The organism is Microbacterium sp. SSM24, from assembly GCF_025989145.1.
In the GTDB taxonomy this organism is placed as follows: Bacteria; Actinomycetota; Actinomycetes; order Actinomycetales; family Microbacteriaceae; genus Microbacterium.
Genome location: NZ_JAPDNQ010000001.1, coordinates 1959659 through 1986253, shown reverse-complemented (window position 1 = coordinate 1986253; position 26595 = coordinate 1959659). Strand labels below are relative to the sequence as shown.

21 protein-coding genes are annotated in these 26595 nt (G+C 70.5%); 10 read left to right on the top strand and 11 right to left on the bottom strand.

Translation table 11 applies throughout. The features are described 5' to 3' along the window. The first annotated feature begins 24 nt into the window (after nt 1–24). From OL358_RS09110 to OL358_RS09100, 3 genes are read left to right on the top strand one after another with little or no spacing between them, the layout of a single operon-like run. Nucleotides 25–1137, top strand: coding sequence for an alpha/beta hydrolase (locus OL358_RS09110; protein ID WP_264709662.1), 1113 nt, complete (start codon nt 25–27; stop codon nt 1135–1137). A 50-nt stretch (nt 1138–1187) separates the two neighbouring features. After that, on the top strand, nt 1188–2153 hold the full coding sequence (locus OL358_RS09105) for a cation diffusion facilitator family transporter (protein WP_264709661.1): 966 nt from the start codon (nt 1188–1190) through the stop codon (nt 2151–2153). 7 nt (nt 2154–2160) lie between these two features. Beyond that, the gene (locus OL358_RS09100) at nt 2161–3090 is read left to right on the top strand and encodes an LLM class F420-dependent oxidoreductase (RefSeq protein ID WP_264709660.1); all 930 of its coding nucleotides are present in this window, start codon (nt 2161–2163) and stop codon (nt 3088–3090) included. A gap of 30 nt (nt 3091–3120) precedes the next feature. Here OL358_RS09100 and OL358_RS09095 read toward each other — a convergent pair whose 3' ends face one another. The 3 genes from OL358_RS09095 to tadA all read right to left on the bottom strand — a co-directional run bounded on the left by OL358_RS09095 (nt 3121) and on the right by tadA (nt 7953). Further along, the gene (locus OL358_RS09095) at nt 3121–3858 is read right to left on the bottom strand and encodes a DUF2306 domain-containing protein (RefSeq protein ID WP_264709659.1); all 738 of its coding nucleotides are present in this window, start codon (nt 3856–3858) and stop codon (nt 3121–3123) included. A 174-nt stretch (nt 3859–4032) separates the two neighbouring features. Then, complete coding sequence (locus OL358_RS09090; RefSeq protein WP_264709658.1) at nt 4033–7266, bottom strand: DUF6923 family protein; 3234 nt, start codon at nt 7264–7266, stop codon at nt 4033–4035. 255 nt (nt 7267–7521) lie between these two features. Next, the gene (gene tadA / locus OL358_RS09085) at nt 7522–7953 is read right to left on the bottom strand and encodes a tRNA adenosine(34) deaminase TadA (protein WP_264710265.1); all 432 of its coding nucleotides are present in this window, start codon (nt 7951–7953) and stop codon (nt 7522–7524) included. A gap of 104 nt (nt 7954–8057) precedes the next feature. Here tadA and upp point away from each other — a divergent pair, with 104 nt between their 5' ends. After that, on the top strand, nt 8058–8690 hold the full coding sequence (gene upp, locus OL358_RS09080; RefSeq protein ID WP_264709657.1) for a uracil phosphoribosyltransferase: 633 nt from the start codon (nt 8058–8060) through the stop codon (nt 8688–8690). Between the two features lie 76 nt (nt 8691–8766). On the opposite strand, the gene OL358_RS09075 is transcribed toward upp, so the two are convergent. The 3 genes from OL358_RS09075 to OL358_RS09065 form a co-directional block, all read right to left on the bottom strand. Continuing rightward, nucleotides 8767–9276 carry a hypothetical protein gene (locus OL358_RS09075; RefSeq protein ID WP_264709656.1) on the bottom strand — a complete coding sequence of 170 codons (510 nt, stop codon included), beginning with the start codon at nt 9274–9276 and terminating at the stop codon, nt 8767–8769. Nucleotides 9277–9463: 187 nt separating this feature from the next. Beyond that, entirely contained in the window at nt 9464–9784 is a 321-nt protein-coding gene (locus tag OL358_RS09070) for a DUF3467 domain-containing protein (RefSeq protein ID WP_264709655.1), read from the bottom strand. 42 nt (nt 9785–9826) lie between these two features. Then, a complete protein-coding gene (locus OL358_RS09065) occupies nt 9827–13369 on the bottom strand; it encodes a TM0106 family RecB-like putative nuclease (RefSeq protein WP_264709654.1) in 3543 nt (1180 codons plus the stop codon). 169 nt (nt 13370–13538) lie between these two features. On the opposite strand from OL358_RS09065, the gene OL358_RS09060 reads away from it, so the two are divergent. The 3 genes from OL358_RS09060 (at nt 13539) to OL358_RS09050 (ending at nt 17053) form a co-directional block, all read left to right on the top strand. Further along, complete coding sequence (locus OL358_RS09060) at nt 13539–14414, top strand: hypothetical protein (protein ID WP_264709653.1); 876 nt, start codon at nt 13539–13541, stop codon at nt 14412–14414. Between the two features lie 65 nt (nt 14415–14479). Continuing rightward, the gene (locus OL358_RS09055) at nt 14480–14665 is read left to right on the top strand and encodes a hypothetical protein (RefSeq protein WP_264709652.1); all 186 of its coding nucleotides are present in this window, start codon (nt 14480–14482) and stop codon (nt 14663–14665) included. 333 nt (nt 14666–14998) lie between these two features. Beyond that, the gene (locus OL358_RS09050) at nt 14999–17053 is read left to right on the top strand and encodes an NAD(+) synthase (protein ID WP_264709651.1); all 2055 of its coding nucleotides are present in this window, start codon (nt 14999–15001) and stop codon (nt 17051–17053) included. A gap of 18 nt (nt 17054–17071) precedes the next feature. On the opposite strand, the gene OL358_RS09045 is transcribed toward OL358_RS09050, so the two are convergent. Beyond that, on the bottom strand, nt 17072–17650 hold the full coding sequence (locus OL358_RS09045) for a hypothetical protein (protein ID WP_264709650.1): 579 nt from the start codon (nt 17648–17650) through the stop codon (nt 17072–17074). Nucleotides 17651–18063: 413 nt separating this feature from the next. Between OL358_RS09045 and OL358_RS09040 the strand changes: the two genes are divergently transcribed. Further along, on the top strand, nt 18064–19545 hold the full coding sequence (locus tag OL358_RS09040; protein WP_264709649.1) for a lipase maturation factor family protein: 1482 nt from the start codon (nt 18064–18066) through the stop codon (nt 19543–19545). Between the two features lie 46 nt (nt 19546–19591). Continuing rightward, nucleotides 19592–20149, top strand: a complete 558-nt coding sequence (locus OL358_RS09035) for a nucleoside phosphorylase (RefSeq protein ID WP_264709648.1) — start codon at nt 19592–19594, stop codon at nt 20147–20149. A 4-nt stretch (nt 20150–20153) separates the two neighbouring features. On the opposite strand, the gene OL358_RS09030 is transcribed toward OL358_RS09035, so the two are convergent. After that, a complete protein-coding gene (locus tag OL358_RS09030) occupies nt 20154–20336 on the bottom strand; it encodes a hypothetical protein (RefSeq protein ID WP_264709647.1) in 183 nt (60 codons plus the stop codon). Nucleotides 20337–20419: 83 nt separating this feature from the next. On the opposite strand from OL358_RS09030, the gene OL358_RS09025 reads away from it, so the two are divergent. Beyond that, on the top strand, nt 20420–21358 hold the full coding sequence (locus OL358_RS09025; RefSeq protein WP_264709646.1) for a hypothetical protein: 939 nt from the start codon (nt 20420–20422) through the stop codon (nt 21356–21358). A 66-nt stretch (nt 21359–21424) separates the two neighbouring features. On the opposite strand, the gene OL358_RS09020 is transcribed toward OL358_RS09025, so the two are convergent. The 3 genes from OL358_RS09020 to OL358_RS09010 form a co-directional block, all read right to left on the bottom strand. Next, nucleotides 21425–22279 carry a GDSL-type esterase/lipase family protein gene (locus OL358_RS09020; protein WP_264709645.1) on the bottom strand — a complete coding sequence of 285 codons (855 nt, stop codon included), beginning with the start codon at nt 22277–22279 and terminating at the stop codon, nt 21425–21427. Between the two features lie 140 nt (nt 22280–22419). Continuing rightward, a complete protein-coding gene (locus tag OL358_RS09015; protein ID WP_264709644.1) occupies nt 22420–25416 on the bottom strand; it encodes an AAA family ATPase in 2997 nt (998 codons plus the stop codon). After that, complete coding sequence (locus OL358_RS09010) at nt 25413–26567, bottom strand: exonuclease SbcCD subunit D (protein ID WP_264709643.1); 1155 nt, start codon at nt 26565–26567, stop codon at nt 25413–25415. Before OL358_RS09010 ends, OL358_RS09015 begins: the two co-directional genes overlap by 4 nt. Between the last annotated feature and the right edge of the window lie 28 nt (nt 26568–26595).

The following is a 26595-nucleotide window of genomic DNA, read 5'->3' as shown; positions in this document are numbered from 1 at the left end:
CGTGGACTCCGGGAGGCCTTGGACATGACCCTCTTCGACGGCATCGCCGCACGCGTCATCGAGACGCCGCGTCTGAACGTCAACATCCTGGAGCGCACGGGCGACAGCCCGTCGACGCCCGCGGAGCGCACCGTCGTCCTGATCCACGGCAACGTCTCGTCGTCGCTGTTCTGGCAGGAGCTCATGGAGGACCTCCCGAGCGATCTGCGCGTGATCGCGATCGACCTGCGCGGTTTCGGCGGCACCGAGCACGCGCCCGTCGATGCGACGCGGGGCGTGCGCGACTTCAGCGACGACGTCCACGCGACGCTGGAGACCCTCGGCATCCGGAAGGCGCACCTGGTGGGCTGGTCGATGGGAGGCGGCGTCGTCCTGCAGTACGCGCTGGACCATCCGGTGCTCAGCCTGACGCTGGAATCCCCCGTGTCGCCGTACGGCTTCGGGGGCACGCGCCGCGACGGGACCCGTGTCACCGACGACGACGCCGGCAGCGGGGGCGGCGGCGCCAACCCCGATTTCGTCCAGCGGCTCATCGACCACGACGAGACCGACGAGGCGCCGACCTCACCGCGCAGCGTGTTCCGCGCGCACTACGTCGGCCCCGAGTTCCGCAGGGACCACGAGGACATCTGGGTCGCCTCTATGCTCACGACCTCGACCGCGACGGGAAACTACCCCGGAGACTCCGTCGCGAGCGACAACTGGCCGGGATTCGCGGCGGGTACCCTCGGTGTGCTCAACACCCTCGCGCCCAAGCACTTCAACGTGTCGGGGGTCGTCGACCTCGCCGACAAGCCCCCGATCCTGTGGGTGCATGGCGTCCTCGACCCGATCGTCTCGGACTCGTCGGTCTACGACCTCGCCACTCTCGGCAAGCTCGGAATCGTTCCGGGCTGGCCCGGCGAAGAGGCCGCTCCCCCGCAGGAGATGGTGTCGCAGACCCGCGATGTCCTGGCGCGCTACGCCGACGGCGGAGGCCAGGTCACCGAGCTCGCCCTGGAGGGGGTCGGTCATTCCGCGCATCTCGAGCGGCCCGCCGAGTTCCGCCAAGCGCTGCTGACGGTGATCGGCTATGTGGGGCCTTCCGCGCACCCCGCCCCGCCGACCGAGGCGATCATCATCCGCTCCGCCGACTGACCGCCGTCACAGCCGCACGGGCGGGGTCGCGGCATCCGTAGACTCAACGCATGAGTGCTTCCGGCGGTGGCAAGGCGATCCTCGCGGCGTTCCTGGCGAACATGGGCATCGCCCTCGCGAAGTTCATCGCATGGTTCCTCTCGGGATCCGCCTCGATGCTCGCCGAAGCGATCCACTCCGTCGCCGATTCGGGCAACCAGCTGCTGCTCATGCTCGGCGGACGCAAGGCGAAGAAGCGCGCCGACCGCGAGCATCCGTTCGGCTACGGTCGCGAGCGGTACGTGTACGCGTTCGTCGTGTCGATCATCCTGTTCTCCGTCGGTGGCCTGTTCTCGATCTACGAGGGCATCGAGAAGCTCACCCACCCGCATGAGCTCACCAACTACTGGATCCCGATCGCGGTGCTCCTCATCGCGATCGTGCTCGAGTCGTTCTCGCTGCGCACGGCCGTGAAGGAGAGCAACCACGTCCGCGGGCGCGGGCAGTCGTGGGTGTCGTTCGTGCGGCACGCGAAGGCTCCCGAGCTGCCCGTCGTGCTGCTCGAGGACATCGCCGCCCTCGTGGGGCTCGTCTTCGCGCTGTTCGGCGTCGGCATGACCTGGCTCACGCACAACCCGCTCTTCGACGCCATCGGCACGCTCATGATCGGCACGCTCCTGATCCTGGTCGCGATCGCGCTCGGCATCGAGACGAAGAGCCTGCTCGTCGGCGAAGGAGCCACGGATGCCGACCACGACAGCATCGTCACGGCGATCACCACGGGGCACGAGATCGAGAAGCTGATCCACATGAAGACCCTCTACCTCGGCCCGGACGAGCTGCTCGTCGCGGCGAAGCTCGGCTTCGCCTCGGATCGGCCGCTGGCGGATGTCGCGGCCGACATCGACCGCATAGAGACGCGTGTGCGCGAGGCCGTGCCGGCCGCTCGCGTCATCTACCTCGAACCCGACATCTACCGGCCCGGCGATGACCCGGCCCCTCCGACGGAGGAGTTCGTCATCAGGTCGGCGGACTGACGCGGGCATGGAGTACTGCGTCTTCACCGAGCCTCAGCAGGGTGCCGGCTACGACGACCAGCTCGTGTTCGCCCAGACCGCCGAGCGGGTCGGGTTCGACGGCTTCTTCCGCTCCGACCACTACTTGCGGATGGGCCCGGGCGATCCGCTCCCCGGTCCGACCGATGCGTGGACCACGCTGGCGGGTCTCGCGCGCGAGACGTCGCGCATCCGCCTCGGCACCCTCGTCTCGTCGGTGACGTACCGCCAGCCGGGGGTCCTTGCGATCCAGGTGGCACAGGTCGACGCGATGTCGGGCGGGCGCGTCGAACTCGGGCTCGGAACCGGCTGGTTCGAGCGGGAGCACCAGGCCTACGGCATCCCGTTCCCCGCGAAGCGGTTCGATCTGCTCGAGGAGCAGCTCGCCATCGTCACCGGCCTGTGGGGCACCCCCGCCGGCGAGACGTTCGGGTTCGACGGCGCGCACTACCGCCTGACGGATGCGCCCCCGCTCCCCCGTCCGGTGCAGTCCCGGGTGCCGGTGATCGTCGGCGGCGGCGGCCCGAGGCGCACCCCTGAGCTCGCGGCGCGGTTCGCGACGGAGTTCAACATCGGCTTCCGCCCGGAGCACGAGATCGCCGAGAAGTTCGCGGGCGTGCGCGCGGCCTGCGAGCGCATCGGCCGCGACCCGGCCACGCTGAAGCTCTCGGTCGCGCTGACGACTCTGGCGGGGGCGAACGACGCCGAACTCGCGCGCCGGGCGGCGAACCTCGGCGACACCGTCGACGACATGCGCGACGGTGTGAACATCGTGGGTGGCCGCGACGAGATCGCCGACAAGGCCGAGCGCCTCGCCGCACTCGGCGCCGACCGGATCTACCTGCAGCTCCTCGACCTGCAGGACGTCGAGCAGGTCGACTATCTCGGCTCTGACGTGCTGCCGCACCTTCCGCGCTGACCGAGCACTCGCGGCTCCGGCACGGAGGGGTCAGCCGCGTGTGACCGGCAGGCGGTAGGAGGGAAGCCCGCGCCGGCGGATCAGCCACTCCGCGACGACGAGGTTGGGCAGCCAGCACAGGAACGGCACGGCCGCGTAGGCGTTTGCGAACGCGCTGTCGAACTCCCATGGCTGCCCGAGCAGGAGCGGTGCGAGCAGCAGGAGCGGCAGCCACAGGCGCAGCGTGACTCCCGCATAGGTGAGGGCGTAGTTGCGGATCATCCACGCCTGGTGACTGGGCACGTCGCGGCGGCGGATCGCGCGATACGCCCGCCATCCCGTCACCAGCCACAGCACCGCGAGCGCGCCGAACCCGAAGAAGCCGACGTAGCCGGCCGGGCTCGAGGGCGCGATCACAAGACCGGCGACGCCGCCGATCGCCACGCCCACGAGGTAGACCCGGCCGATCCAGCGGTGCACGCGCGGCGCCCGCTCGCGCAGCCCGCGCCAGAACTGCAGCGCGCCCGCGACGAGGGCCGTCGCGCCGCCGACGATGTGCACATAGAGGGCGCCTTGGACGAACACGGATGCCTCCGCGTACGTCGGCGCGAGTCCGACCTCATCGCCGGCGAGCTCACGCAGGGATGCGGTGAAGTAAGGCACCGCCGAGTACGCCACGACGGCGAGGGCCGTGAGCAGGACGAAGATCCAGGCGATGCGGGCTCCGACCCGACGGCCGGGGCGACCTGTGGCGGGAGCGGTGCGTACGGGTTCGATGAGACGTGTCACGCCCGTCACGGTAGGCCCGCCCGCGCGATCGGAGGCAGGGGGCAGACCCCCCAACGGGCATCGCGTGAACCCCCCGATCTCGGCCCACGCCGAGCGGGCCGATCCATCTCGCGCAGGGCCGCCCCGCGCACCCCGCATCCGGGCGAGCGGGGTGCGCGGTCGCTCTGCGCCGGCCTACTCTCCTGACCCGCGCAGCAGAGCCGGAGATCGCCGCTGCCGCACGCGGATGAAGCCCGCGACTGCGAAGCTGCAGAGAAGGAGAGCGAGCCCGACCAACGAGATCGCGGTCGCTCCCGGACCACCTGCGGCCGGCAGGTCGAAGGCGGGCATGTCCTCGACTCGGATGGTGGCGACACCGCCGACGGTGACGATCTCGATGCTGGCCGACACGCCGGCGCCGAGGGTGATCGAGCCGTCCGCGGCGATGGTGAACGGGACCCGTTCGGGGAGCAGCGCGAACCCGTCGAGAGCGCGGGTCTCTTCGAGCCAGTAGGTGCCGGCGGTCAGGGTGGTGGCGCGGAACAGACCGGTCACCGGGTTACCCCCGGTGGTAGCGGCCGGGACCGGGTCGACCAGCGCGGTGCCGCCGACGGCGGCGTCCCAGATGGCCCATCGGGAGCCGTCCATGGGGACGACGTCGCCGCTGGATGCCTCGCCGACCTTCTGGATCTGCACCGGAGACGGCGTGATCTGCGTCGTCGTGCACGCGGTCGTGCACGACTGCGGCGGCAGAGGGTCTCCAGGCGTCCCTCCGGCGCCGGTCACGACGTTCGTCAGCCTCGCCGACCAGGCGTCGTCGTCGACCCGCACGCGGTACGTCAGCTCAGCCGTGGCCGAGCCCGGCAGTGTGAAGGGGCCCGCCACGAGCTGGCCACCGACGGGGTTCGGCACCGCGCTGGGTGATCCGCCGGCGATCACCAGCTGCGCCGACCCCGGGACGAACGTCGCATCGTCCAGGACCTGCGTGAGGTCGTCCGTCAGGCGGACGGCGTCGACAGCAGCCAGCGAGGTGTTGGTCGCGGTGACACGGTAGGTGATGACCTCGCCCGGTTGGACGGCGGCGCCGGCGGGGAGCACATCGGTGCCGCGGAGCGCCTGCTTCGAGAGCGTCCAACTCGGGATCGGCGTGTTCGTGAACACGCACACGACGTGCGAGCCGGTGTTCGAGCCCAGCGGCATCGTCACCGTTCCGGACGCACCGGTCCCGCTGGCCAGGAGTGCGTTGCTGCTGCTCGTGTCACGACACTCCCATGTCGACCGATAGTTGGCGAGCGATGCGCCACCGGCCGGGGTCTCGGTGATCGTGTACGTGCGGCCAGGGACGCCGACCAGCGCACCCGCGGTCGCCGAGGCCGCGGTCTGCAGTCCCGTCGATGAGCCCGACGTGGTGCCGGTGTTCCCCGACGCGATCCCGTTGCCGGTGATGGTGACGGTGAACTGATCGGATGCCGCGTACCGGCCGACGATGTTCTTGCGCAGCGTCAACGTGCTGTTCAGGGTGCACGAGCTGAGGTCGCTGACCGCGGTGTTGTCGCTGCCGTCGGGATTGCGGATCGTCACGCTGGAGATCTGTGCACCCGAGTTCGGGTCCACGCGGGAGAGCACCTTCGTCGCGCCGCTGTGCTGCGTGTAGAGGTAGCCGTCGCTGCCGAACGCGATGCCCTGGAACGGCACGCTCGTCGGCGCAGGATGGGCGAGCAGCCGAGCCGCCGAGAGGCTGCCATCGCTGGGCGGAGCATCGACGACGACCAACTCGTTGACGTTCGTCCCCGGGGTCGGGGTGGATGTCACGATGTACGCCCGCCCCTGACTGTCGAACACCAGGTCCCCGTTCCCCCCTGTCGCGCCGGCCGGCGCCGCCACCCGGAACTGCAGCCCCGAGGATGAGCCCGTGGCGGGGTCGAATGCGTAGAAGACGTACTCCGACCCGTTCCTGCCGCCGACGTAGTACAGCCCGTTCGTCGGGTTCAGTGCCCCCATGAACAGATTCACCGACACCCCGGGGATCGTGCCCAAGGTCGACACGATTCCCGTCGTGGTGTCATACCGGTACACCGTCTTGGTCCCGGCCTGCGTCGTCGCATAGGCGAACCGGCCATCCGAGGTGATTGCAAGGCCGTTCAGCGAGGTCGCCCCTCCTGCCGGGAAGAACCCCTCCTGCACAGACGCCCCCGTCGTGCGATCGATCGCGAGGATCGCGCCACTCGTGTTCAGGCCGTAGATCGTGGTCGCCGCACACCGGAACGGCGGCTGCGTCGCGCTCGTCGATGATTGATCGTTCGCCGGGTTCGGGTCGAGCTCGTTGCCGATCACCCGGGCCGTGTTGGAGAGGGCTCCGGTGAGCGAGGTCGAGAGCGTCCCCGTGATCGTGAGCGTCTGGGTGGCGCCGACGTTCATGCCGGGCAGTGCGCATCGCAGCACGCCGGCGGTCACCGCGCAGCCGGAGATCGAGGTCGAGGTCAGGGTGAATCCCGCAGGCAGCGCGTCGGTGAGCTGACTGCCCGACGACACCCCGGGTCCGTGGTTGGTGACCGCGAGGGAGTAGGTGATCGAGCCGCCGGGTGTGTAGGTGGCCGGTCCGGTCTTGACGATGCCGAGGTCGGCGTTGAGGCCGGGGTTGGCGGCGCCGTCGTTGTTCGCCGAGGTCGGTCCGGTGGTCTGGGCGATCAGCGTGAAGGTGGGTGCGGCTCCGGCCGGATTGCCGATGGCGACCTGATAGATGTTCCCATCGACGTTGCTCGACAGACCGAGGTTTCCGTTGCCGTAGACCCACTGCGCGCCGAAGGTGCGCGAGAGTCCCAGTCCGGTCGGCCAGGACGAGACCTGGCCGGTCGACGGATTGATCCGGTACATGACGTCGTCGCTCTGCAGTCCCCAGAGGAATCCGTCTTTCCAGACCAGATCCGACACGTTCGGCACCGGCGCCGAGAGCGTCACGAGCGTGGCGGTGCGCGTCGTGATGTTGACGGCGTACATCGTCGACGTGGTGGCGCCCGAGGCGCGGACGTACAGGATGTTCGCGGTCGCGCCGGAGCCGAATGCTCCCTGGTTGTATGCCTCGGCGCCCGGATTGGCCAGACCTGCGACGGCGCCCAGCGACGTGACGACACCGCCTTGCCCGATGCGCAGCAGAGTGGTGCGGGATCCGGCATCACGCCGTATGGCGTAGAGGTAGTTGTTGGTCGTGTTGTAACTCATCGCGTTGTAGCTCACCGATGCCGCAGCGCCCTCCGCCGCGAAGGTGATCGCACCCGTGCCGTGCACCGCCCGGTACAACTGGGTGGGCGTGTCCTGCGCCACGAACACCGCCGGCGTGTTCGCGTCGAACGGATCGCCGGGCGCCGCGTTCGCCGGAGCGGCTGCCACCGGAACCAGCACGACGGCCGCCACCAGCGAAGCCGCCAGCATGGCGATCCCGCGGCGTACTCGCCCACGGCGGTCGCCGTTTCGCGATGGCGCGATGCGCGCTTCTTCCAGAGCCTTCAACGTTCCCCCTCGTGCGCGCGGCAGGGCACGGCGGAACAGGATTCCCGCCGCTGCGACGCGATGTCGGCGCACGTCGAACTCTGTCTACGTGCTCACCTTGCAAGACCGTGCGGCGGCCGTTTCATGACGGCGATCCAGCGAACTCTTTCGAAGTCGGCGCCGACGCGGCTGGGCGGATCAGCGTCGCGCGTCGAAGAAGGCGCGGAGCAGCGCGGATGCCTCGTCCTCGCGCACGCCCGCCACGACCTCGGCGCGGTACGGCAGTCGCCGGTCGCGCACGACGTCGTACATCGAGCCGGCCGCGCCCGCCTTCTCGTCCCACGCCCCGAAGACGAGGCGCGAGACGCGGGATTGCAGCACCGCCCCCGCGCACATCACACAGGGCTCGAGGGTGACCACGAGCGTGCACCCTTCCAGGTTCCACGAGCCGAGGGATGCCGCCGCCTGACGGAGCGCCACGACCTCGGCGTGCGCGGTCGGGTCGTGGGTCGCCTCGCGGAGATTGCGTCCCTCGCCGATCACGGCGCCCGCGGCATCCGTCACCACAGCGCCCACCGGCACGTCGCCGGACGCGGCCGCCGACGCGGCGAGCGCCAGCGCGCGCTCCATCGCGGCGAGGTCGGCGGGCTCGAAGGTCACAGCACGAGCGTAGGCCCGCGCGGCCGGCGCGCGAACACTCTCGGGCGGGCCGCGCCACGCACTACCCTGGGCGTATGCGCCTGCACGTCGCCGATCATCCTCTCGTCACCCACAAGCTCACGGTCCTGCGCGACCAGGGCACACCGTCGCCGGTGTTCCGCCAGCTCACAGAGGAGCTCGTGACGCTCCTGGCGTACGAGGCGACGCGCAACGTGCGGGTCTCGCCGATCGAGATCCAGACCCCCGTCACCACGACGATGGGCGTGAAGATCAGCGAGCCGCGCCCCCTCGTGGTCCCGATCCTCCGCGCGGGCCTCGGCATGCTCGAGGGCATGGTGAAGCTCATCCCGACCGCTGAGGTCGGGTTCCTCGGCATGGTGCGCAACGAGGAGACCCTCGAGCCGTCGACCTACGCCGAGCGGCTCCCCGACGACCTCAGCGACCGTCAGTGCTTCGTGCTCGACCCGATGCTCGCGACCGGTGGATCACTCGGCGCCGCCATCGAGTTCCTCTTCGCGCGCGGCGCGCAGGACGTCACGGCGATCTGTCTGCTGGGCGCTCCCGAAGGCGTCGCCGCCATCGAGAAGCAGGTCGCCGGACGCGACGTCACCCTCGTGCTGGGCGCGATGGATGAGCGCCTCAACGAGAAGGGCTACATCGTCCCCGGGCTCGGCGACGCGGGCGACCGTCTCTACGGCACGGTCTGAGCGCCGCGCGTCGCGCCAAGGCGAGTCGCCAAGACGCGCCGATGCCGTGGTGCGCTGATCAGCGTGTTTCGGCGACTCAGGCGCGGTCGCGCAGCCCGATGCGTGCCGTGATCGTGAACGCGCCGGCGGCGATCGCGTAGAAGGCGATGTCGGCGACGAGCTTGCCCGCCAGCAGTCCCCACATGGGGTCGGCGAACAGCAGGACGCCGGCCACGAGCGCAGCGGGGCGGATGAGGAAGGTGTCGAGCAGTTCGGCTGCGCCGAACTCGGCGACCAGCAGCATGCCGGTGCGGGCGGCCGTCCGGCGACGCGACGAGGCGACTGTCCGCTGCTCGAGGTAGATCGTGACGGCGAGGACGGCGTAGAACCCCAGCGTCTCGCCCACGAGCGCCGCCAGCGCGATCGCGGCGGGGGCATCCGTCCACAGCGTCACGCCCAGCCCGGCGAGGACCATCGCCGAGGTGCCGACGATCTCCGCAGGAAGGTAGCGCGTGATCCAGAAGACGATTCCCCGGCGGCGGGGGCGAGGCGCGACGGCGACGTCCTGCGCCGACTCGCTGACGGTTCCGGTGACGATCAGGCTCATTTCGCGCTCCCTTCCCCGTGACAGAGGAAAGGAGGGGGCGCGTGATACGGAAGGACGGTGCGGCACCCGCCCCTCGCCGAACGAATGCCGCACCCGCGTCTATCCGACGCGAATCCCACGGTAGGCGACGGATCCGATCGCACGAACGGGCTTGACAGGCCCGTCCGCTCCGCTTAGTGGCCGCGTCTCAGTCGTCGAGGAGGGGACCCTGCGGGTTGCGCCGGCCGGTCTCCTGCTCCCAGAACTCGAGCTGCTGCGTGAGCGCCTTCGCGAGTTCGAACACCTGCTCGGGAGGAATGCGGATGCGGCTCACGACGCGGGCAGGCACGATCGTCTGTCGTTCTCCGGTTTCTGCGTCGACCTGCTCGCGCGGCGGCTGCGCGAGGGTGAGGAAGTCCATGACGAAGACGGTCGGCGTGTGCCAGACGTTCGCGAAGTCGGCGTACGCGCCGCCGATGTGCTCCGGGGGCAGGTCGATCTCGAACTGGCGGGGTGCCTCTTCGGCCATGGGTGACTCCTCGTCGCGGGTGAGCGCGAGTCTACGCGCGCATCAGCCGCGCCCGACGAGCCTGGCGAAGCCGCTCAGTCGCGCGACTCCTTCGGGCGTGTACGGCAGATCGTCCAAGAGCGCCGGCGAGTGCACGAGGTAGGCGGTGTGCTTCGCGCGGGAGATCGCGACGTTGAGCCGGTTGCGCAGCAGGAGAAATTCGAGCCCGCGTGGGGCATCGCGACCGGAGGATGCCGCGAGCGACACGATCGCGACGGCAGCCTCCTGCCCCTGGAACTTGTCGACCGTTCCGACGGGAATGTCGGCGAAGCCTGCCGCGGCGAGTGCCTCTTCGACGGCGACCTGCTGCGCGTTGTACGGCGTGACGACGATGATGTCGCTCTGCGCGAGCGGACGGACCTGCTGCACCGTGGCCGCGTCGGCGTCATCGACGGCGATGTCGGTCCACGGGCGACCGACGAGGTCCCGTACGATCGCCACCACCTGATCGGCCTCTTCGACCGAGCGTGTGGCGTTGCCGCGATGGCGGACGGGCACGGGGATCACCCCCGCCGTCACGCCGTCGATGCGGCGCAGGGCCGTCGACGGGTGCGCTTCGAGCTCGCCGCGGTAGGACAGGTGCGACACCGGCTCGGCCACAGCGGGATGCATCCGACGGGTGCGCGCGAGGAAGTAGCCGTACTCGGACGGGATGACGTCGGCACCGTCCATCACCCACCCCAGCGCCGAGGTGTCGACGGGTTCCGGATGTGTGCCCTGGCTCACCTGCGGCAGCTGCTGCGGGTCGCCGAGGAGCAGGAGCCGGGGTGCGGCGACGGACACCGCGACGGTCGACGCGAGGGAGAACTGTCCCGCTTCGTCGATGACGAGGAGGTCGAGGCTGCCGCGAGGGATGCGACCCTGGTGACTGAAGTCCCACGCGGTGCCGCCGATGACGTACCCGGTCGCCGCCTGCTCGGCCGTGAACGCCGCGACGCCGTTCTTGGGGATCACCGTGAACCCGTGGTCGGCCGCGGCATCCTTCGGCGCCTTCGCCACGGCCTGCGGCGGGACTCCGGCGGCGATGGCGCGTTCGAGCAGTTGCTCGACGGTGGCGTGCCCTTGGGCGACCACGCCGATCTTGAAGGCGTGATCGCGCACGAGCCGGGCGATGACGTGCGAACCGACATAGGTCTTGCCGGTGCCGGGAGGCCCCTGCACGGCGAGGTAGCTGCGGTCGAGGTCGAGCACCGCGCGAACGATCGCGTCGACGTCGTCGCCTGCCGAAGCGGGGAGCGCGGCGGTGCGCGTGCGCGGCGGCCGGCGTCGCAGGATGTCGGTCGCGGGGCCGGCGGGGAACTCCGGCGCCGCATCGAGGACGGCATCGGCCCACTCGTCGATCGCCGACTGCTGGTTGCCCGCGGACGGCGGGGCCGCGGGGGTCAGCGCGATCGGGAGCCGTTCCCACGTGACGCCGTCGACCGCGGTCTCTTCGACGATGGCGCCGTCGTCGAGCACTTCGAGCACGGTCAGGGTGCGGTACGAGTGGATCCAGCGCACGGTCGCCTCGAACGGGTACGGCGCGGGCAGCTCGTAGAGCGCGAACGGGTTGGCGCCCGTGCTGAGCCGGGTGCCGGGGGCGAGCTCGCCGCGGAGCTCGACCGTGCGCCGCTCGCCTCCGCGGCCGCTCTCGGCGAAGTGCCAGTCCTCGATGACCCGGCTGCGCGCGGGATCGATCACGACCACATCGCGCGTCTCCTCCCACAGCGAGACGGGTTCGCGCAGCCGGAGGAAGTGCGTCGCCCAGAACGACTTCGCCTCGCGGGGGTAGTAGTCGATCGCGGCCGCGCCGAGCCGGAGCGACTGCGCTTCGGCCGAGTCGGGCGGATGCTGCGCGGCCAGCCGGTCGAGTGCGAGGGCCCGCGGTGACGGCTCGTACGTCCGTTCGTCGGGCTCGGGGTTCGGCGAGGGCCGCATGCCCGTCTCGCGTGCCCGGTCGACGAGCCAGTCCCGCAGGCGACGCGTCGACACGCAGTCGTAGCGGTTGTAGTCGGCCAGGTCGTCGAGCACGGCCGAGCCCTCGGCATCCGCTCCGTCGGCGATCAGCGCGCGCGCTTCGACGTAGCGGACGATCGAGTCGTCGCCCTTCTGGACGTCGCTCGTACGCACCTCTTCGCCCATGTACAGGGGTTCGAGCTTCTTGATCGAGTACGACCGCGAGCCCACGCGCAGGGCGCGTCGGACGATCGGGTAGAGGTCGACGAAGACGCCGTCGCGCAGCAGGCGGTCGACGTCGGCCTCGCGCACGCCGTGCCGCGCTGCCATGGCCAGTAGGTGCGTGGGCTCGTACGGGGCGTAGTGGTAGATGTGCATGGCCGGGAACTGGAACCGACGCAGGTTGACGATGTCGAGGAAGGTCTCGAGTGCGCGCTTCTCTTCGGCGAACGTGTGCGCCCACAGCGCGGTGTAGTCCTCGCGGTCGTCGACCCACCCGAACAGGTAGTCGATCCCCCACTGCACCGGCTCGCTCTCGCGTCCGGGCGGATTCGGCTCGGTGTGGAGCGGATCTCCTTCGAAATCGAAGAACAGGTCGCCGTGGTCGGGCCGCGGCAGCGCGCCCAGCGCGGTCGGCGCCACGACGCGGAACGTCGGCACCGGCGGCGAAGCCGCGGTGTCGGGCTTCGCGGCGACGAGCGGCGGTGTGCCTGCCGGGCTCTCGAGCTGAAGGAGCGCCTGCGTGCGCAGCATCCCGAACGTGTCGGGGTTCATGCCGGCGGGCCCGTCGAGGGCGGTGGCGAGGTCGTCGATCGTGCGCAGCCCGGCGGTTCGCAGTCGCTCGCGCTGCACGGGACGCATGCCCGCCACGAGCAGCAGGTCGCGGGATGCCACGACCTCGGCGTCGCACGTCGCGCAGCGGCCGCATGCCACGACGTCGAGATCGCCGCGGGGGTCCCCCCACGCGATCGGGGCACCGTCACCACCGAGGTCGAGCCGGCGGTCGGCGATGAGCGCCGCGAGGCGCTCGCGACGGAGGGAGAAGACGGGGAGCAGGTCGTCGACGTCGTGCTCGCTGACGGTGCCGTCACCGAGCAGCAGCTCCACCCGGTCGGCGCGCGGGACGCCGAGGCGGTCGAGCTGGGCGACGTATGCCGCGAGCTGCATGAGGGCCGTGACGCGCGCGCGACGCGCCAGCTTGGTGTCTTGGACCACCCACCGGCCCGCGTCGTCGCGCACCAGGAAGTCGGCGAAGCCCACGAAGTCGGATGTCGCGAACGCGGCCTGGTAGACGACGTCGGCGTCGGACGCCAGGGCGGCGTTCGTCAATGCCACCGCATCGGCGAGGGCGGCGGCATCCGACGACCGCGTCTCGGGAATCTCGACGACCCCGTCGCCGAATCGCTCGATGTAGTCGGCGAGCACGCGCAGCTCGTGCGCGGTGCCGAGCCGGCCGGCGCGCTCGAGCGTGAGGTCTTCGGGCTCTTCGACGGCTTCCACCCGCCCGAGCCGGGCGTCGATGGCGCGCAGCCACGCGAACTCGCACTCGGCCGCGGCCTTGAGGTCACTGGCGCTCCAGACGATCCGGCCCTCGTCTTCGATGTATCGCATGCCCGCCTTCCTTCCCCATGACACTAACCGCGGCATCCGACACCGCCTGACGGGGTGTTGTCCGCCGAAGAGGGGACAAAGCCCGCGACATAAATGCCGCGCTAGCGAGTCTCTATAGATGAAGGAAAGATATGGCGGCTATTGCCGTGACTGATGAGAATGGAGAGGGATGAAGATGAAATCGAAGCTACTCGTCGGCGCACTCGCGATCTCCGCGCTGCTGACATTCACGTCGACCGGTCCAGCCCACGCGACGGAGGCAGACACGGTCTCGGCCACGGAGGTCGCAGAAGCTCTGTCGAACGTGGAGGCGAGTCTCGTCGAGAGTGCCGCAGAGTCGTCCACGACGTCGGCATCCGCCGCCGTAGTCACCGGCGCTGGAACCCAGACAAGCATCCCGCGCGAACCCGAGGACGATGTCCGGCTCATGATGGGTTCGACGTCAATCTCGATCGGATTGCCCGCGGCTGGAGCAGCATCGCCTGCTGTAACCCTGGAGTCCGGTGTCGTCGCCTACCCAAGTCGGGACGCCGCCGCCACCACGGTCGTACCGCTCAATGACGGAGTTCAAATCCTCACGACGATCGCATCCGAGGATGCATCGACGTCGTTCGCTTACCCGCTGAGCATCCCCGGCGGCGGATCTGTCTCGTTGGGCTCGGACGGTTCAGCAATGGTCCAGGATGCAGCCGGAGTCCCACTGATCATCACGACCGCACCGTGGGCGGTCGATGCAGCCGGGTCCGCGGTGCCCACTCACTACGAAGTGAAGGGAACAGAACTTGTTCAGGTCGTAGACCACACGACTGGTGATTACGAGTACCCGATCGTCGCCGATCCCACTTACACGTATTGGTGGGGCGGCAAGACCTGGGTTCCCGCCAAAGCGGTGAGCGTGCAGCAGGTCGCCGTGATGTTGGCCGGGTTCATCGCCGTGCCGCCTGCCGCCATCGTCTCGGCAGGCTTGGGTATCTGCAACCAAGCAGGCAGAGGCATTTGGATCTACTGGACGTGGGCTGGCCACGTCTGGTGCACAGGACCGTAGCGGAAAGAGGTGAACCCATGAGGAACTCATCAAAACGAACGCCGTTGGCTCGGAAGAGGCGGAGCATGTTCGTCATCCGCACCGTGGGACTAGCGCTGCTTCTCGTAGCGACAGTCTTGTTTTGGAACGACACTGCAGTGCTCGGTGCTGTCACGGGCGCGGTCATGCTGCTCTTCGTGACAGCCAGCTATCTGGTTGAGGTGTCGTACTCCCGGGCGCTGGAACGCGCGTTCGCGCATACCCACCGCTAGCCCGGCTGCTCCTCAGCCAGGTTCGCGGATCGTGTGCGGCTCCGCAGGACCTGGCTGCGAGCACGGTCCCCACGACACTAACCGCGGCATCCGACACCGCCGTACACCCCGTCTGCGAAGAGAACTCGAGCGTCGTGTGGGTCATCGGTGTCGTGCTGGCGGCACGTGACGTACGGGTGCGCTGGCGAGGGTGACCGAACGAGTCCTCTGAGCTGGCATACGGGTGGCACGTGACACGAGGCTCCAGATGCGCAGCCCGCCCCTGCCTCTCCCGGTCGGGGCGGGCTCACGGCGCGCTCGCCCCCGATCCGCCGCTCCTGCCAGACTGGGCGCATGAGCCTCCCCTTCGAGAGCGCGTACCGGCACGGGTTCGCCCGCATCGCGGCCTGCACCATCCCGGTCGCGATCGCCGATCCCGCCGCGAACGCCGACGCGGTCCTCGCGACGGTGCGCGAGTGCGACGCCGACTCGGTCGCGATCGCGCTCTTCCCCGAACTCTGCCTCACCGGGTACTCCATCGAGGACCTGGTGATGCAGGATGCCGTGCTCGACGCCGTCGAAGGTGCGGTCGAGCGGCTGGTCGCAGCATCCGCCGATCTGTTCCCCGTGATCGTGATCGGCGCGCCGCTGCGACACCGCAACCGCCTCTACAACTGCGCCGTCGTCATCCACCGCGGCGAGCTGCTCGGCGTCGCACCCAAGTCCTACCTGCCGACCTATCGCGAGTTCTACGAGCGGCGCTGGTACGCACCGGGTGACGACCAGGTGGGCGAGGACATCCGCGTCGGCGAGCTCGAGGCGCCGTTCGGTCCCGACCTGCTGTTCGAGGCCCTCGACGTCCCCGGCCTCGTCGTGCACGCCGAGGTGTGCGAAGACGTATGGGTGCCGATCCCGCCCTCGGCGGGAGCCGCTCTCGCCGGAGCCACGGTCCTGCTCAACCTCAGCGGCAGCCCGATCACGATCGCCCGGGCCGAGGACCGCAAGGATCTCTGCCAGTCCCAATCGCTCCGCTGCCTCGCCGCATACGCTTATGCCGCTGCCGGAATGGGCGAGTCGACGAACGACCTGTCGTGGGACGGGCAGACCATGATCTACGAGGGCGGCGCGCTGCTCGCCGAGACGGAGCGCTTCCCCGACGGCCCGCGCCGATCGGTGGCCGACGTCGACCTCGACCGTCTCCGGCAGGACCGCCTGCGCCAGGGCACGTTCGACGACAACCGCCGCACGTACGATCCGCGCTTCCGGGTGGTGCATTTCGAGCTCGACCCGCCCGCCGCCGACATCGGCTTGCGACGCACGCTCGACCGGTTCCCGTTCGTGCCGGACGACCCCGCGCGCCTCGCGCAGGACTGCTACGAGGCCTTCAACATCCAGGTCTCCGGACTCGTCCAGCGCATGGAGGCGATCGGCCGGCCGAAGCCCGTCATCGGCGTCAGCGGCGGACTCGACTCGACGCACGCCCTGCTCGTCATCGCGCGGGCGATGGACCGCATGGGCCGGCCGCGTGCCGACATCCTGGCGTACACGATGCCCGGGTTCGCGACGAGCGACCACACGAAGTCGAACGCGATCGCCCTGGCGGAGTCGGTCGGCGCGTCGATCGAGACGATCGACATCCGGCCGGCTGCCACCGAGATCCTCGAGGGCATCGGGCATCCCTTCGCCGACGGCGAGCCGGTGCACGACATCACCTTCGAGAACGTGCAGGCCGGCATCCGCACCGATTTCCTGTTCCGCCTCGCCAACCAGCACGGCGGCATGGTCATCGGCACGTCCGATCTGTCGGAGCTCGCACTCGGCTGGGCGACGTACGGCGTCGGCGACCAGATGAGTCACTACGCCGTCAACGCGGGCGTGCCGAAGACGCTCATCCAGCACGTGATCCGGTGGGTCATCGCGAACCGCGAGGGCGTCGACGACAGCGAGGCGGCCGTGCTGCAGTCGGTGCTCGACACCGAGATCAGCCCTGAGCTCGTACCCGCCGGACAGGACGGCAAGCTGCAGTCGACCGAGGACCGCATCGGCCCCTACGCGCTGCACGACTTCGCGCTGCACCACATCCTGCGGTACGGGTTCCGGCCCTCGAAGATCGCCTTCCTCGCGGCGAAGGCCTGGGGCGACAAGGATGCCGGTGCGTGGCCTCCCGGATTCCCCGACGAGGATCGCTACGCCTACGACCTGCCGACCGTCGTGAAGTGGCTGCAGGTGTTCCTGCGGCGCTACTTCGCCTTCGCGCAGTTCAAGCGATCCGCGATCCCCAACGGACCGAAGGTGTCGCCGACCGGCTCATTGTCTCCGCGCGGAGACTGGCGGGCACCCTCCGACGGCAACGTGAATGCGTGGATCGCAGAGCTCAAGGCCGCACTTCCCGAGCTCGTCGAGGAGTGATGCCCCGCGGCGCCCGGCTCACGCGGGCGCGGCGCCGTACGCGAGCGTGATCACCCAGCTGTCGCGCGAGAGATCGGCGAGCTGGTAGTACACGCGGCGGTCGGGAATCCAGCCCTTCGTCAGCGGGCTGTCGAGGCGCACGTGATCGGCCGCGACCCGCGCGCCTCGCCCATCCGCATCGCGGACGGCCTGCACGCGCGTCCAGTGCGCGACGAGCTTGCCGAGGTCGGCCTCTTCGAGCAGATGGGAGTGCCGCTTCATCTGGTGCAGGGTCGGCTCGTCGGGGTGGGCGTCACGCAGGTCCAGCCCGAGCGGAACCGCGGGGTCGGCCACCGCGACCACGGTCGCCGCGCGGAAGTTGGCGTTGCGGATGCCGAGCGGCACCTCCTGCCCGTCGACCTCGGCGATGAGCTGAGTGTGGAAGCCGAACTGCCCCGGCGCCTCGCGCTCGATGCGCACGGCCTTCTCCTCGACCCCGAGCTGGGACGCCACGATCTCGCGGGCGAGCGCGCGCTTGCGATCGTGCTCCGGCATCTTCGGATCCCAGCCGAGCCGAGCGGTGATCCCCGAGGGGGTGTCGAGCAGAACGGATTGCATGGTGCACCTCTTCCTGCGGCCACTCCGCGCTCTCATCCTGCCGGGGCGGGGCACGGTGCGGAAGTCCGCCACGCCCGCTCCGCCGGCGCCGGGCGCATAACTCCTGCAGTTCGGGCTCGTTCGCCGGGGGTTTCGCGGATTCTCGGCCACTCCGAACGCGCCGGCGCCGATTCTGCAGGAGTTATGCGCCGGGGCTGCCCGCGGCGCACCCGCGGCGCACCCTCGAGGCAACCCGTTAGTCCGGGCGCATAACTCCTGCAGTTCGGGCTCGATCGCCGGGGGTTTCGCGGATTCTCGGCCACTCCGAACCCGCCGGCGCCGATGTTGCAGGAGTTATGCGCCGGGGCTGCCCGCGGCGCACCCGCGGCGCAACCCGGTAGTCCCGGCGCCGAGCGCGGTGCGAGGATGAGCGCGTGGACGGCTTCGCAGCGGTCGACTTCGAGTTCGCGCGGCAGGTGCTGCAGCGCGGGATCGCCCTGCTGTACGTCGTCGCCTTCGCGTCGACGCTGAACCAGTTCCGCCCCCTCCTCGGCGAGCGCGGCCTGCTCCCCGCACCCGAGCTGCTCGAGTGGGTGCGCACCTCCCCGCGCGGACGCCGGATGCTCCGTCCCACCCTCTTCCGCCATGTCCGGTACTCCGACCGGCGCCTCATCGGGCTGTGCGTGGCGGGCATCGTGCTCGCGGCGACGCTGGTGTGCGGCATCCCGCAGCTCCTGTCCCCCTGGGTGCCGATGGCGTGCTTCCTCGCGCTGTGGCTGGGCTACATGTCGATCGTGAGCATCGGCCAGACGTTCTACGCGTTCGGGTGGGAGATGCTGCTGCTGGAGGCGGGCTTCCTCGCCGCGTTCCTCGGTTCGGATGCCGAGCCCCCAGCCACCGCCGTGATCGTGCTGTTCTGGTGGCTCGTGTTCCGGCTCGAGTTCGGCGCGGGAATGATCAAGATCCGGGGTGGCCGCGAGTGGAGAGACCTCACCGCCCTCACCTACCACCACGAGACGCAGCCGATGCCGGGTCCGCTCAGCCGGCAGGCGCACCTGCTCCCGCGCTGGTTCCATCGGGGCGAGGTGCTCGCCAACCACTTCGCGCAGCTCGTGGTGCCGTGGTTCCTGTTCGCACCCCTGCTCGGCCTTTTCGTCCCGGGACCCTGGCCGGCGATCGTGGGAGCGGCAGCCGCGGCGGTGGTGATCGCGACGCAGCTGTGGCTCATCGTGACGGGCAACTTCGCGTGGCTCAACTGGGCGACGGTCGTGCTCGCGTTCTCGGCGGTCGGGCTCCCCGGCGTCAGGTCCCCGTCGAGCGAGCCGGCGAGCCACCTGCCGTCGGTCGTCGACGGGATGCCGCTGCCCTGGCTCGTCGCCACGTGCGCCGTCGCCGCGCTGTACGTGGTGCTGAGCTGGGCGCCGCTGCGGAACCTCTTCGCCCATCGACAGCTCATGAACGCGAGCTTCAACCGCTGGCAGCTCGCCAACGCGTACGGCGCGTTCGGCACGGTGACGAAGGAGCGCATCGAGATCGTCGTCGAGGGCACGACGGACGAGGATCCGGATGCCGCCACCTGGCGCGAGTACGACTTCAAGGGCAAACCGGGCCAGGTGCGCAGCATCCCCCGGCAGTTCGCGCCGTACCACCTCCGCCTGGACTGGCTGATGTGGTTCCTCCCCCTCGGACGCTCCCTCGATGACTGGTTCACCGTCTTCCTGGTGCGGCTGCTGCAGGCGGATGCCGCGACCCTGCGCCTGCTCGCACGGGATCCGTTCGAGGGCACGCGGCCGCGGTGGGTTCGCGCTGTCGCCTACCGCTACCGCTTCAGCACCCGCGCCGAGTTCCGCCGCACGCACGACCGGTGGATCCGGGACCGGCGCCGTGAGGTGCTCGGGCCGCTTTCGCTCCGCTGAGGCGGCGTGGGGCCCGCGTTCAGCCGCCGGCGGGGAGAATGGAGGGGTGAAGCTCCTCGTCGCGGCCCTCGAAGCCGAACTCGTCGCCTTCCCGACCGACCTCCCCGGCTTCGACCGGCTCGTCACCGGTCCGGGCAAACTGCAGGCCACCTACGCCCTCACACGGGCGCTGGATGCGGGTGACTACGACGAGATCGTCGTCGTCGGAACCGCGGGTGCGATCGATGCGCGACTCGATGCCGACGTGTACGACGTCGATGCCGCCATCCAGCACGACGTGACCGACATCGACGGCATCGTCGGTCAGCACGTGTCGCTGCCGACCCGTGTCGAGCTCGGACGCGAGGGCGTGACGATCGCCACCGGCGACCACTTCGTCGACGACGCCGAGGCCGTCTCGGTCATCCGTCCGCTCGGCGCGGGGCTCGTCGACATGGAGACGTACGCCTACGTGTGGGTCGCCGAGCAGTTCGGCGTGCCGATCCGGGTGCTCAAGGCCGTCTCGGACCGCGCTCAGGACAACGCGATCACCGACTGGCGCGCGACCGTCACGGCGTGCAGCCACCAGCTGCGCGATCGCATCCGCACCGACTACGGCGTGTAGCGGGTCATTCGGCGCTCGATCGGGAGAACAGCGCTCGGAGCACGAAGAACACGATCGCGGCGACGACTGCGACCACGACGAGCTTGCCGATGAACCACAGCAGCGAGAACAGCACGTCGACGAGCACCCACGCGATGATGATCGCGACGATGACTCCGACGATGGTCCACACACTGGTCTTCTTCACGCCTCCAGCCTAGATAGTCTGGTGAGCCGCGGGGGTGCGACCTGTCTTCCGCGCGTCCGCACACTTCCGCAGCAAGGAACCCGATGACCAACCCCACGGAGCCCACTCCTCCGCAGCCCGCCGATGCGCAGCCCACCGACGCGCAGCCGACCGAGGCATACCCGCCCGCGGACGTCCAGCCCACCGAGGCCTACCCGCCCGCCGACGTCCAGCCCACCGAGGCGTACCCGCCCGCGGGGCAGCCGACCTACGGCCAGCCGGGCGACCCGGCCGCCTACGGCCAGCCCGCGGCGACAGCCGCGTACGGTCAGCCCGCGTACGGCGCTCCGGTGGCCGACCCCGCCGCCGTGTCGGTGGCCGACCGCCCGCGCGGTCTCGGGTGGGCCTCGCTCGGACTCGCGATCGGCGGTCTCGTGCTCGTCGGCGCGGCCTTCATCCCGCTCGCCTGGGTGTCGCTCGTGCTCGTGCTCCTCGGCGGTCTCCTGCTTCTCGTCGCGCTCGTGCTCGGCATCGTGACCCTCGCGAGCAAGAAGCAGGGCGCCAAGGGCCTGGGCATCGCCGCGATCGCCGTCTCGGTGCTCGGTGGGCTGCTCTGGATCTTCGCGCTCACCGCGTCGCTCCTCTGGATCGGCCTCGCCGTCGCCGGCTCATCGAGCGGCAGCTCGGACCCCGAGATCTCGGTGAGCGAAGAGGCCACCCCCGGCGACGGGGAGTCGACCGAGGGCGAGGCGCCGACCGGCACCTACGACGAGGAGGCGTACCTGGCCGCCGTGCGCCCCGAGATCCTCGCGATCATGCAGGAGATCGAGCCCACCATCACGCAGGAGCTCGTCGACGAGTTCTACACCGATGACGTGCTGATCACCGTCGGAACCACGATCGTCTCCATGGGCGACCTCGGCGGCGACGCGATCGTCGACCAGCTCGTCGAGGGCTCGGAGGGCATGTTCACCGCGGAGCAGGCGACCCGCTTCTACGAGACGATCCGCAGCGCCGCAGAGCAGTACCTCGTCGAGGAGTAATCCGACACAGACCCCGAGGGGCGGCGACTCATCGAGTCGTCGCCCCTCTTTCGTGCGGTCAGCGTCTCACGAAGCCCACTGCGTCTTGGCCCAGGTCAGGGCCGCGAGGCTCGCCTGCCCCGACAGCGACGGGTGGAAGTAGTCGCGCGTCGAGATGTCGGACTTCGTGAAGGCGTAGCCGGCGACGGCGCCACCGTCCCAGCGGCACGTGGGATAGGCGGCGCACACCTGGGCGAGCGCCGCGTTGTACTCGTTCACCCGCTGCTGCACCGCTGCCCGGCGCTGCACGTCGGCGACCTTGGTGCTGCTGGGGCTCGCGAGCATCGACTGGCAGATGCCCAGAAGTCCCCAGACCAGCCGTGCGCTGATGCTCGACTTGCTGAGGTCGTACATACGCTGGAGGTTCGGGATGCTGGCGAGGAAGATCTGCGGAGAGCTCGGACTCGCCGACAGCGTGGCCATCGCCGCTTGCACGTTGGCCGTGAAGGTCGCCGTGGGTGTCATCGCGCCGACGGTTCTCGTACATGCGTCGTTCGCCCCGATCTCGATCGTCACGTACTGCGCGCCCTGGGTCACCGCCTTCTGCGCCTGTCCGTTGAGTGCGCTCGACGCGGCTCCCGCGACCGCGTTGTTGAAACCGGTGAGGTTGTCGGGCGCGGCCGTTACGCGGAGTCGCAGCAGATGGGAGTTCACGGATGTGGTCGTGCCCGTGGACCAGCTGTTCGCGGGGCAGCTCGTCAGAGCGCTGCAGGTCATCGACGCCTGCGTGATGGAGTCGCCCAGGGCGGCCATGACGCCGACGTTGTCGGGCGGAATCGGCGCCGCGTGAGCGGCGGAAGCGGAGAACAGGGTTCCCGAGAGGACGATGGCCGCGGCCGCGAGGGACGCGAGGGCGCGGCGCGCCCTGGCTGACATGCGCATTGAAGAACTCCATTACGACGTCGTGGACGGAGTAGGCGCGGCGAACTGCCGCGGCCGGACGCGCCGGCGGTGGGGCACGACCGGCCCCAGACCGATCTGGCGCGACCATACACCCGTGTATCGGAGGGGGCAATGGCCCCTCAGGCGACGGCGAACTCGGCCTGCGAGATGGTGCTGGGTCCGTGCGGTGCGGCCACCACCGCGAGTTGCGCAGGGATCTGCTCTTTCATCGCCGCGACGTGGCTGATGAGTCCGACGGTGCGACCGCCCTGGCGGAGCTCGTCGAGCGTGCGCATCGCGAGTTCGAGCGTGTCGTCGTCGAGCGAACCGAATCCCTCGTCGATGAACAGGGTGTCGAGGCGGACTCCGCCCGCCCGCGCGGTGACCACTTCGGCGAGGCCGAGCGCGAGGGCCAGGGAGGCGAGGAACGTCTCGCCGCCGGAGAGCGACTGCGCGGGCCGGGACAGCCCGGTGTGGGCGTCCATGATCTCGAGACCCAGACCGGACGCCGCGCCGCGGGCGGCGAGGGCATCGCTGTGCTGCAGGCGGTAGCGACCGGACGACATGTCGGACAGGCGCAGGTTCGCGGCCTCGACGATCTCTTCGAGTTCGGCCGCGAGCACGAAGGATTCGAGTGTCATGCGGTGCGTGTTCGGGGCGCGCCCGTTGAGCGTGTTCGCCAGCCGGGCGACGACGGCGTGCTCCTCGGCGAGCCCCGCGATGGCCGCGTGGGCGGCCGTCGCGCGCGCTACGAGGTCGCCGACGCGCTCCGAGGTCTGGGCGGCGTGCGCCGCACGGTCGACGGCCGCACTCCACCGCTCGCGTGCGGCCGCGAGAGCGTCGGCGGTCGCGGTGATGTCCACCGGCTCGTCGGGTTCACCGGCGAGCTCGAGTTCGAGTTCGCGCAGCCGCTCGCGCTCGGTGCGCAGCGCGACCTCGTGCTCGCGAACCCGATCGTCGAGCGCCGACCGCTCGGCGGCGGTGCGCAGCGCGGCGGCCGCGGTGTCGACGTCGGCGAACACGGATGCCTTGATCCGGGCGGCGACCTCCGCGTCGGCGCGACGCGCCGCCGCACGGGCGCTCACGGCGCCGCCGATCGCTTCGACGAGCGACGCCGCCAGTGTTCTCAGCGCGCGCGCGTGCGCGATGCGCTCGGCGACCGACGCGAAGTCGGCGCGTGCCTCGTCCACAAGCTTTCGGATCGAGTCGGTCTCGCTCGCCAGCACGGCGATCCGCTCACGAACGCGGGCGAGCTCGGCGGCCAGGGTCTCGCGCTCAGAACGGGCCTCCGCCTCGGCCGAGCCGAGTGCGAGGCGTTCGGCGGCGAGCCGATCGCGCTCGACGACGGCGGCTTCGGCGGCGATGACCTCGGCCTCGACGCGGGCCAGCGACGCGGCAAGGACGTCGGTTCCGTCACCGCCCGCGCGGGCGGCCGCCGCGGCGAGTGCGTCGCGCGAGACGCGCGCCGCGTCCGCGGCCGCCGTCTCGGCGAGCGCCGCGGCATCCCGTTCCGCCTCGGCGGCGGCGATCTCGTCGTCCGAGACGGGGTCGTCGGATGCCGGCGCCGGGGCCGGGTGCGCGGTCGCGCCGCACACCACGCAGGGCTCGCCGTCGACGAGGCCGCCGGCGAGTTCGGCCGCGTGACCGGCGAGGCGCCGTCGCAGCAGCGTCGTGACGAGGGCGCGAGCAGTGTCGTGGTGACCGCTCGCCGCGAGATACGCGGCTTCGGCCTGGCGCGCAGCGCCGCTCAATCGCTCGGCCTCGCGCCCTGCGTCGAGGCGCGCGGCGAGTTCAGTCCGCTGAAGCACGACGGCATCGAGCGCGGATGCGGCCGCATGGGCCGCGGGCAGCGCCGCGTCGATCTCGGCGATCCGCGCGGGGAACGCGGCGCGCGCCTGATCGAGCGCGTCTTGGGCACGCTCGAACTCGACGGCCGTCGACCGAGCCTCGGCAAGCCGCGTCACGGCTTTGTCGAGCTCGCGCTCGGAGGTCTCGGCCGCCGCCCAGACGGCGAGATCGCCCGTCAGCCCGTCGACCAGCGCGGCGAGCTCTTCGACCGTCTCGGCGTGAGCCGCGGCATCCGTCGTCTGCCACTCGGATCGCAGCCGGCTCACCGCCGCATCGGCCGTGGATGCCGCCACGGCGGCGGCGGCCGCTGCGTCGAGGTACGCTCGCAGGCTTTCGGCCGCGAGCGCGTGCGCGAGCGCGAGGCGGTCCGCGCCGACGGTCGGTTCCGCCTCCTCGAGCCGCACGAGCGCCTCGCGCGACCGCGTACGCCGCTCCTGCCTGTCGCGGAGCGTCTTCGCGGCGGCGTGCGCGGACTCGGCGCGGCGATGCCCCTCGTCGGCGGCGTCGCGCTCGCGTGCGAGCGTGTCGGCGCGATAGACCGCGCGCTGTACGCCGACCCCGGCGGACTCGAGCCGTGCGGCGAGACTCGTGGGCGGCTCATCGCCGCCGGCGAGGTCGTCGGCGATGAGCACGCGCTCGGCTTCACCCACGAGGAGCTCGACGCCGTCTCCGGCGGACGCGACGGCGTGCTCGGTGTCTTTGCGGCGCTGCTCGAGCGAGGCCTGGTACCCCTCGTACGTGCGCGTGCCGAACAGGCGACGCAGCAGACGCTGACGCTCGTCGTTCTTCGCGAGCAGGAACTCCGCGAACCTGTTCTGCGCGAGCAGGATCACCTGGAGGAACTGCTGCTGGCTGAGTCCCAGGATCTCGTCGAGCTCGCGGGCGACGTCGACCGGCCGGGCGGCGCGGCCGATCCATTCGCCCTCGACGAGTTCGTCGAGCTGCGCGCGGTGGGGCTCGGTCGTCATTCCCGAGCCGCGCTGCTTCGGCCGCTCGTACTCGGGCGAGCGCGTGACGCGCCACCGACGATCGGCGGCGGTGAACTCCACCGTCACTCGTGTGGGGTCGTCGGGCGCGCAGTGATCGCTGCGCAGACGTCGCTCCGATCCGTCGTAGCGGGGCACCCCGCCGTAGAGCGCGAACGTGACGCCGTCGAGCACGCTCGACTTGCCCGCGCCGGTGCGCCCGGCGATGAGGAAGATGCCATCGCCGGCGAACGCGTCGAAGTCGACGACCTGGGTCTCGCGAAAGGGCCCGAAGCCGGCGAGTTCGAGTCGATGCAGCCTCACGCGGTCGCCTCGATCAGGGTTCGCTCGTCGATCACGTCGCGTACGACCTCGGCCTCGCGGGCCGACGCTCCCTCGCCCTCGCGGACGTGCACGAGGAAGGCATCGACCAGTTCGGCGTCGGAGCGCGCCTGCCGCACTCGGCGCGAGTAGCTCAGTCCGTCGTCTTCGCGCACGCCTTCGGGCAGGTGGACGACCGTCGCGCAGAACGGGAACCGTGTCTGCAGCCGTCGCATGGGATCGGGCTGCGGCGTCGCATCGGTGTACTGCGCGCAGACCCAGTCGTCCTCGGCGTCGACGAATCGGGCGTCGGACAGCAGCTCGTCGAGTGTGCCCCGGAGCGTGCGGAGTCGTCTCGGCACGGGAAGGTCGAGCCACTCGGCCGAGGCGAATCCGTCGGCGTCGAGCTCGACCAGCCAGGACCCGCGCGGCTTGTCGCCCTCGCCGAAGCTGTAGTGCAGCGGAGCACCGGCGTACCTCACGGTCTCGGAGAGCTGCTGCCGGCCGTGGATGTGTCCGAGCGCGACGTAGTCGGGTCCGTCGAACGCGGAGAGCGGCACGACGTCGAGGCTGCCCTGGCGGATCTCGCGCTCGACGCCGGGCGTGGCATCCACCCCCGCGGCGAAGCAGTGGGCGACGGCGACCGACCTGCCGCCGCGCGCGAGCGCATCGGCGCGCACGAGGTCCATCGCGTGCTCGACCGCCGACCGCTGCGAGCGCAGCTCGGCCTCGGGCCACAGGTGGCGCACCAGGGCCGGCTCGAGGAAGGGGATGCCGTAGAAGTGGACGGGACCGGCGTCGTCGGAGACGGTGATCGGCGTGCCGATCGACAGCGGATCGGTCACCACGTGGATGCCGTCGCGCAGCAGCGCGGACTGGAACCCGAGCCGGGCGGCGGAGTCGTGGTTGCCGCTCGTGACGATGACCGTCGCTCCGGTATCGGACAGGCCGCGGAGGGTGTCGGTCAGCAGTCCGTAGCACGCGGCGGCGGGCGCTGCGGAGTCGAAGACGTCGCCGGCCACGATCACGACGTCGACCTCGCGTTCGCGCACCTGGGCCACGAGCGCGGCGAGCACGCCGCGGAGCGCATCGAGCGTGGCGTGGCCGTGGAACGACCGCCCGATGTGCCAGTCCGAGGTATGCAGGATCCGCATGATCACACCGTACGTTCGCGCTCCGACA